Consider the following 7,375-nt stretch of genomic DNA (forward strand, 5'->3'; position numbering starts at 1 on the left):
AAGGTAGTTTTTGGATGCACCCACAGAATGTGCGGCTTCAGTTAAGGCTGCTTTCAAATACTTGTTGCCTTTTTTTGATTTAGTTGATTTCCTTTTACCAGCGCTTTCATTATGTCCAGGAACTAATGCTGCCCAGGAACATAATCGGGGTGCACTCCCAAACTGGTTCTCTAAATCTGTTCCAATTTCGGCTAGTATCTGTTCAGCCATACGTGTAGCGATACCTGGAATTGAGTCCAGTCGTTCTATGTCTTCTTGATAAGAGCTTACTCTTTGGGTTACTTCTAAATCGAGTTTTTCAATTTGTTCAGTTAGAAAATCAATGTGAGTTAATATTGTTTTCAGCATCATACGTTGATGAGGATTAACATAACCTCGTAGAGCGAGCTCAAGTTCATCCTTTTTGCGTTTTAATGAGCGACGAGCCATACTTGCTAGTTTCGTAGGATCTTCTTCACCATCTGCAATAGCGTAAAGCATTTCTTTAGATGAAACACCCATAATATCTGAAACAACAGAGCCCAGTTTAATATTCGCACCTTCCAGTACTTTTTGAATTCTATTAAGTTGTCTAGATCGTTCTTCAATTATACTTCTACGATATCGAACTAGTTCTCTTAATTCGCGTTGTTGTCGATTGGGAATGAAGCTGGCTGTTAGTAACCCATGAGGGAGAAGTTGGGCGATCCATTCTGCATCTTTTACGTCAGTTTTTCGTCCAGGAACAGCTTTCATATGTTGTGCGTTGACGACAAAAACCTCTAAATCTTCAGCTTCAATTAAATTAACAATGGGTTTCCAATACACACCTGTACTTTCCATTGCGACATGGGTACATCCATTTGATCTTATCCAATCCATCAGTTTAATTAAAAAAATCGTCTTCGTAGAAAACGTTTGAATCTCCTTTCCTTCAGGTGTCATAATACATGCGGTAATGTTGTCCTTATGAACATCCATTCCGCAAACTCGTTCAATGATTACTTCCATTGAATTCATCCTCCCTATGGCTTTAAAAATAGAGGCTGGTGCAATAATCAGAATAGGATTAATCTACCATGAGTGCTTCCTGTAAGGGAGCGACAGACTGTGATGCACCGTGATCGTTGGAGTCAGACTAAATGATGGGCTCTAATGGCACCATAGTTGATCGACCTTCCTCACCCAGCCATAGAAGCAGTATTGACGATTTTAATTCTTTTTCATTCGCTGTGGTGCAGCGCTTGCGCTGCATGGGTGGCTAAATGGCAGGTTAGTTAAATAAGGAATGTTATAATTAGAGTGATTTTTCCAACAAAAAGGGTGTGATTTTATTAACATAAAATTCGAATTGAAAATATTAAAACAGTATTGGATCGGTGTTCCAGAAGACGATTTATGCTCACACGGAGATATTTTTCTTCGTGTAGGAGATACAGTCTTACTGGATGGTAAAGACGGTGAAGAATGGAATATTAGTGAGTCAGCACTTTCATTGTTAAGAACGGTTAAAAATGATTTTCCAAACAATGATAAACCTTTATATTATCCAAAAGAAATGATCAATGAGGAATATGAAATTTTTCATTGCGGATGTTTCATGATGTTTTGTCCTTTTAATGTAGGTTGGAAGGTTAAGCACAAGCAAAATATTGTAGAATTGTTTGATTTAAAAAAAAATGATGGGGAAATTATATACTCGGACATTAGAATTGCCATACCATTAATTCAATATGTTAATGAAATTTATAATTTTGCTTTAACTGCAAAAGACTTTTATTTAAAACAATCTAAGAATTTCGAACAAAACGAGATGTTTGAAGGACAATTTAATAAGTTTTGGATGGAGTTTGATGAACTATTAAATTATGTTTTTAAACTAATAAATAAAGGTTAATCTTATGTAATTAACACAATGCGTTCGTATTATAAGGTCAACCAGTTAAAATTTCTGGTTGACCATTTTTTATATGGTCTTATGATTAAGTAGTCGGGGCAGAACGAAGCACTCGTGGGGCTTGGACCCCGTCAACTAAACAGTTCACCCCCAAACTTATAGAAACATGCTTTGGGCTGGTTGGGACAAGAATCCCGCATAACAAGCGAACCTATGACACTATAAGGGAGTATTAGGGGAACCGATAAATTTAGTTTTAGGAGGAGATATTTATGAATCCAGTAGTTGGTCTGGATGTCGCAAAAGGAGAAAGTCAGATTCAAGCTTTTTTAGATAAAAAGACTCCTTTTAAAAGAAGTTTTAAGATTTTACATACAGTTGAAGGATTTGAGCAGCTACTTCAATTCTTACAGAAAATCGAAGAATTAACGAATACAAAACCAGTATTAATAATGGAATCAACAGGACATTACCATTCACCCGTTACGCAGTTCTTAGATAACTTGAATTATATGCGAAGCTTATTATTTTTTATTAAGAGTCCTAGATAAGTTGGATAATACTAGGAAAGCCACCCTTTTTAAGGATGGCATATTAGTTTTATAATCTTGTAGGATTACTTCTACAAATATTTTTATCCATCAGGATTTGAATAATTAATATCAAGTTTATTAATCTTTGCAACATAATCTTAACCAGAATTAATCATCTTAAAAATTTCACGAGAATAATACTTTGGAACAAATCCTAAGCAAGGCAATAGTACCCGACGGCTACCAAAATAATATCTTTTTTGAACTTTTTTCCTTTAAAATATCGCATTTGCGATTCTCCTCGTTCCTTTTTCCTAGAGTGTAGCTTCATTTAGAAAACTTTGCAACAGAATCACTATATTTCTAATTTACATATCATTTGCACCAGAACCGATTTAAATTATAAAGAAGAAATTGTTAGAGTCTTGCCGTGGTCAACAAATTTACTGTCTAGATGCAGAGTGCCGAAAAAAAGTGAAGAAAACAAAAAATAACTCTAAAATCAACTTTTATTGTATATTTGGAGTTACTTGACGTTTATGATCATCATAAGGATTTGCCTCTTTCCCTACATTCCTTATCTCCGAATTTGTCCATTTCCACGAATCACGTATTTTGTAGAAGTCAATGCAGGAAGTCCCATTGGTCCCCTTACATGTAGCTTTTGCGTACTGATGCCGATTTCTGCACCAAAGCCAAATTCAAAACCATCAGTAAAGCGAGTCGAAGCATTATGGTAGAGCGCCGAGGCATCTACGGACGTGAAAAACTTGTTCACACTTTCTTCCCTTTCTGTAATAATCGCTTCGGAATGCATGGATCCATAAGTATTGATGTGGTTAATAGCTTCTTCAACAGAGGAGACCATTTTGACTGCCAGCGTGAGAGACAAAAATTCAGTTCCCCAGTCTTCTTCTGAAGCAGGTACAATAGAAGAATCGATAGCCAGTGCCTTCTTATCTCCACGTAGCTCTACTCCTTTCTCCTTTAAGGAAGAAAAGAGATCGGTACCAAATCGGTGCGCCCACTCCTCATGAAGTATAATTGTTTCAATTGCATTACATACAGATGGTCGCTGTGTTTTTGCATTTATAATAATATCAAATGCCATCTGTTTATCCGCTGTTTCATCAATGAAAATGTGACAATTTCCCGCACCTGTTTCCAATACAGGAACAGACGCTTCTCTCACTACAGTATCTATTAGCTGTTTGCCACCTCTTGGGATAAGAACATCCAAATACTCATTTAATGTAAACAGCTGCTTTGCACTATATCGTGACGTATCTTCAATGAGCTGTACGCTTTCTGGAGGCAAGCTCGTTTGTCTAAGAGCTCGGTGAATGACAGCTACGATGGCTTTGTTAGAATAAGTAGCGGAAGAACTGCCACGCAAGATCACTGCGTTTCCTGTTTTCAAGCAAATTGTGGCCGCATCCACAGTTACATTCGGTCGCGCTTCGTAAATCATCCCGACAACACCTAGTGGCACACGCATTTCTTGAATAGACAATCCATTCGGTCTTTCCCATGTGGTTACACATTCTCCAACAGGATCACGCAAATCAATTAGCTGCCGGATACCCTCTGTCATATCAATAATGCGCTGTTCATTCAGCGTAAGGCGGTCAAGTATAGAAGCAGACATTCCTTTTGCTTTACCTACTTCAATATCTCTTTTGTTCTCCTCCAAAATATAGGGTGTTTCTATTATCAATTGATCCGCAATCGCAGCAAGTGCCTTGTTTTTTTGAACTGTGGATTTGAGAACAAGTTCTCCAGCTATCTTTTTCGCTTTTTGTCCCTTTTCTAATACTTCATTCATCTTCATTTCCTCCTTTTAAAGATTCAAAATATAAAAACTTGAGGCATGTTTAACTTTGACAACTTGGAACGATCATCCAAGACTCTTCTACATAGATATTAGGTGAATCAATCAGATTTAGGACGGAGGATTCCGCCCTCTTCACTTGAACGGATCCTCTCTATTCTTAAAATGAAACCCAATTATCCCTATGAATGACTTCATAGCTATGTCTTACGCCTTGAGCCTGAATGACGTGACTCTGCATCCCTTTTATATCCTGTAGTTCCTTTGCACTATATCTACACTGACCTTTCCCTATCAAGAGTCCTTGTTGTGTGATGACCTCCACAACTTCGCCCGCTCGAAAGAACCCAGACACATTAGTAACACCAGCAGGAAGAAGACTTTTTCCATGATGAATGATGGCAGAGGCTGCCCCAGCATCTACTTCAATTTGTCCACTAACAAGCGAATGTAGCGCGATCCATTGCTTGTTCATCTTAATCACTTTTTGAGGAGCATTACCGATATACGTTCCATCACCTTTACCCTTCAAAACATCTAAAAACTTCTCCTGTCCACGTCCTGTTCCGATAAATACACTCACTCCAAGAGATAGTGCGGTCTTTGCAGCATCGATTTTTGATTTCATACCGCCAGTCCCAAGTTTTGAGCCCGCATCTTCAGCAAGAGAAGCAATTTCTTCCGTAACCTCAGGGAGGAAATAATACTTTTTCGCGTCCGCATTTTTCTGAGGGTTTTGGTCATATAAACCGTTCACATCCGTAAAAATCATGAGCATATCCGCCGAAACAAGCCCACTCACTAAAGCTGACAGCATATCATTATCACCAAAAGTCAGCTCCTCTAAAGAAATTGAATCATTTTCATTGATTATTGGAAGAGAGGAACGATTTAGTAGCTCTCCTAAAGTGGCATATGCATTACTGTATTGATCCTTTCTAGAAAAATCAATTCTCGTCAGCAAAAGCTGCGCGGTAACGATACCATATTTACGGAATTCCTCCGTATACGCCTGCATTAACAGACTTTGTCCTACAGCCGCGGCAGCCTGCTTCCCTTTAATTGTTACAGGTCGACTTGGATACCCAAGAGCAGAAAAACCTGCAGCAATTGCCCCAGATGTAACCAGCAACACTTCATGTCCTTCCTGTTTCAATTGCGCCAAAGCAGCAACATGATCAGAAAGCTGCTCCTCAGAGATCCCTCCATGATTAACTGCCAAGGAACTGCTTCCAATTTTCACGACAATTCGCTGTTTTTTCACTTTTGTCCCTCCTATTCTAAATGCGAATTTTTTTGTAAATTAAACTTCTAACATGCTATTTAGCAATAAAGAGCAAAATAAAAATGACCGCTTCGCCCTTAATAAAAAGGACGAAACGGTCATTGTTCCGCGGTACCACCTTTATTGATATAAATATATATATCCGCTTGACACCTATAACGAAGGTATACGCCTAAACTTTCGTTTAAGACTCAGGGATAGGTTCGATACTTTCTATACGAGGAATCTTTCAGCCGGTGAATTCCACTCTCTTTCGCAAGAAGATATATGTACTAGTTCCCTTCGACGATTTTCAATTTGATTTTTATACATTATGCAATATAGTACGTTTTTATGTCAAGAGGCATTTTTTAAATTAAATTAATTTTCTAAACATCTCTTAGCATAAAGTGAAATTCATGTCTAAACATAAGTTTTTTTATATTCATTACGTTGTTAATAGTGACGTATTACTAATCTTCAACATGATTTAAAATTTGATTAGTTAATATATAACAAAGATACTAAATTATTTAGAATATACGCGTTTCATACAGAATAAAACTGATTTCTATATTTTTTTATATTGCAAAAAACAATGTACTCTCTTAAAATGTTTTTTTATATTGCATGGGATATTATTTATTTTTTCAGAATAATAATTTCAAACCGATATAATTTATTTTAGAAGGAGCAAAATTGAGTAAATATGGATAAACAAATTGGATTCATTGGATGCGGAAATATGGGGATAGCTATGATTGGTGGGATGATAACCAAAAATATAGTGCCTTCGGATAAAATAATTTGTTCAGATTTAAACCATACAAATTTAAAAAATGCTAGTAAAAAATATGGTATAACAACAACTACTGACAACAATGAGGTAGCTAAAAATGCTGACATTTTAATTTTATCTATCAAACCAGACCTATACTCATCAGTAATTAACGAAATAAACGAACAGATAAAAAACGATGTTATAGTCGTAACTATCGCTGCAGGAAAAAGCATTAAAAGTACTGAGGAAGCTTTTGATAAAAAGTTAAAGGTTGTAAGAGTAATGCCTAATACACCTGCTCTTGTTGGAGAAGGAATGTCTGCGTTATGTCCTAATGAAATGGTTACAGAAAAAGATTTAGAGGATATACTGAACATTTTTAATAGTTTTGGCCAAACAGAGATAGTAAACGAAAAATTAATGGATGTTGTAACATCTGTAAGTGGTTCTTCGCCAGCATATGTATATATGTTTATAGAAGCCATGGCAGATGCTGCTGTATTAGATGGTATGCCAAGAAATCAAGCATATAAATTCGCAGCTCAAGCTGTATTAGGCTCTGCAAAAATGGTACTGGAAACGGGAATACATCCAGGTGCATTGAAAGACATGGTTTGTTCTCCAGGTGGAACGACAATAGAAGCTGTAGCAATATTAGAGGAAAAAGGCTTAAGAACAGCTATCATTTCAGCTATAAAGCGTTGTACGCAAAAGTCTGTTGAACTATCCAGTCTCATAAAACATATGTAAAACAAAAAAAGACGATTTTTTGTTCAGTTTTGAACGAAAAATCGTCTTTTTCGGTTCTGGTGCAAAAATTTTAATATATGTGCGGCTGTTTCCTTCTGGTCTTTTATTCTTTTATTATTTTATTCTCTTGATCTTAAAGGTTTTCGCTTCGTTCGGTATTACGACTTGCCGGAAACGGAACAGGAGCCTACGAAATGTAGGCGATAGCTGTACATTCCGTGGTTATCGGCCCATTTTATACCGAAGCGACACGTATGGAATAACAGAAAGGCGCTCGAGTTCTAATTAGCTTTCAAATGCTATAACTTTATGTAACTATCGCATGCGTGTGCGGCCGAGC

General features: G+C 36.9%; 6 protein-coding genes and 1 other annotated feature. Of the genes, 3 read left to right on the forward strand and 3 right to left on the reverse strand.

The window, feature by feature from the left end:
* The coding region (locus tag CN946_RS20710; protein ID WP_098862823.1) for an IS110 family RNA-guided transposase at window positions 1-990 on the reverse strand (990 nt) is incomplete at its 3' end.
* 340 nt (window positions 991-1,330) lie between these two features.
* Here CN946_RS20710 and CN946_RS20715 point away from each other — a divergent pair.
* Entirely contained in the window at window positions 1,331-1,876 is a 546-nt protein-coding gene (locus tag CN946_RS20715) for a hypothetical protein (protein ID WP_098862824.1), read from the forward strand.
* A gap of 272 nt (window positions 1,877-2,148) precedes the next feature.
* On the forward strand, window positions 2,149-2,427 hold the full coding sequence (locus CN946_RS20720) for an IS110 family transposase (RefSeq protein WP_098862825.1): 279 nt from the start codon (window positions 2,149-2,151) through the stop codon (window positions 2,425-2,427).
* Window positions 2,428-2,986: 559 nt separating this feature from the next.
* Here the strand turns inward: CN946_RS20720 and CN946_RS20730 are convergent.
* Window positions 2,987-4,234, reverse strand: a complete 1,248-nt coding sequence (locus CN946_RS20730; RefSeq protein ID WP_098862826.1) for a glutamate-5-semialdehyde dehydrogenase — start codon at window positions 4,232-4,234, stop codon at window positions 2,987-2,989.
* Window positions 4,235-4,400: 166 nt separating this feature from the next.
* A complete protein-coding gene (gene proB / locus CN946_RS20735) occupies window positions 4,401-5,504 on the reverse strand; it encodes a glutamate 5-kinase (RefSeq protein ID WP_098862827.1) in 1,104 nt (367 codons plus the stop codon).
* Window positions 5,505-5,607: 103 nt separating this feature from the next.
* Window positions 5,608-5,820: a binding site (T-box leader), on the reverse strand.
* Window positions 5,821-6,213: 393 nt separating this feature from the next.
* Between proB and proC the strand changes: the two genes are divergently transcribed.
* Window positions 6,214-7,035: a pyrroline-5-carboxylate reductase gene (gene proC / locus CN946_RS20740; protein ID WP_088013172.1), complete on the forward strand. Its 822-nt coding sequence runs from the start codon at window positions 6,214-6,216 to the stop codon at window positions 7,033-7,035.
* Window positions 7,036-7,375: the final 340 nt, after the last annotated feature.

The organism is Bacillus sp. AFS053548 (genome assembly GCF_002575105.1).
Taxonomy (GTDB): Bacteria; Bacillota; Bacilli; order Bacillales; family Bacillaceae_G; genus Gottfriedia.

Bases quoted from the DNA above. Each gene is read 5' to 3' on its own strand.
- CN946_RS20720 (WP_098862825.1), top strand. From the start codon at position 2,149: ATGAATCCAGTAGTTGGTCTGGATGTCGCAAAAGGAGAAAGTCAGATT.
- proC (WP_088013172.1), top strand. From the start codon at position 6,214: ATGGATAAACAAATTGGATTCATTGGATGCGGAAATATGGGGATAGCT.
- CN946_RS20730 (WP_098862826.1), bottom strand. From the start codon at position 4,234: ATGAATGAAGTATTAGAAAAGGGACAAAAAGCGAAAAAGATAGCTGGA.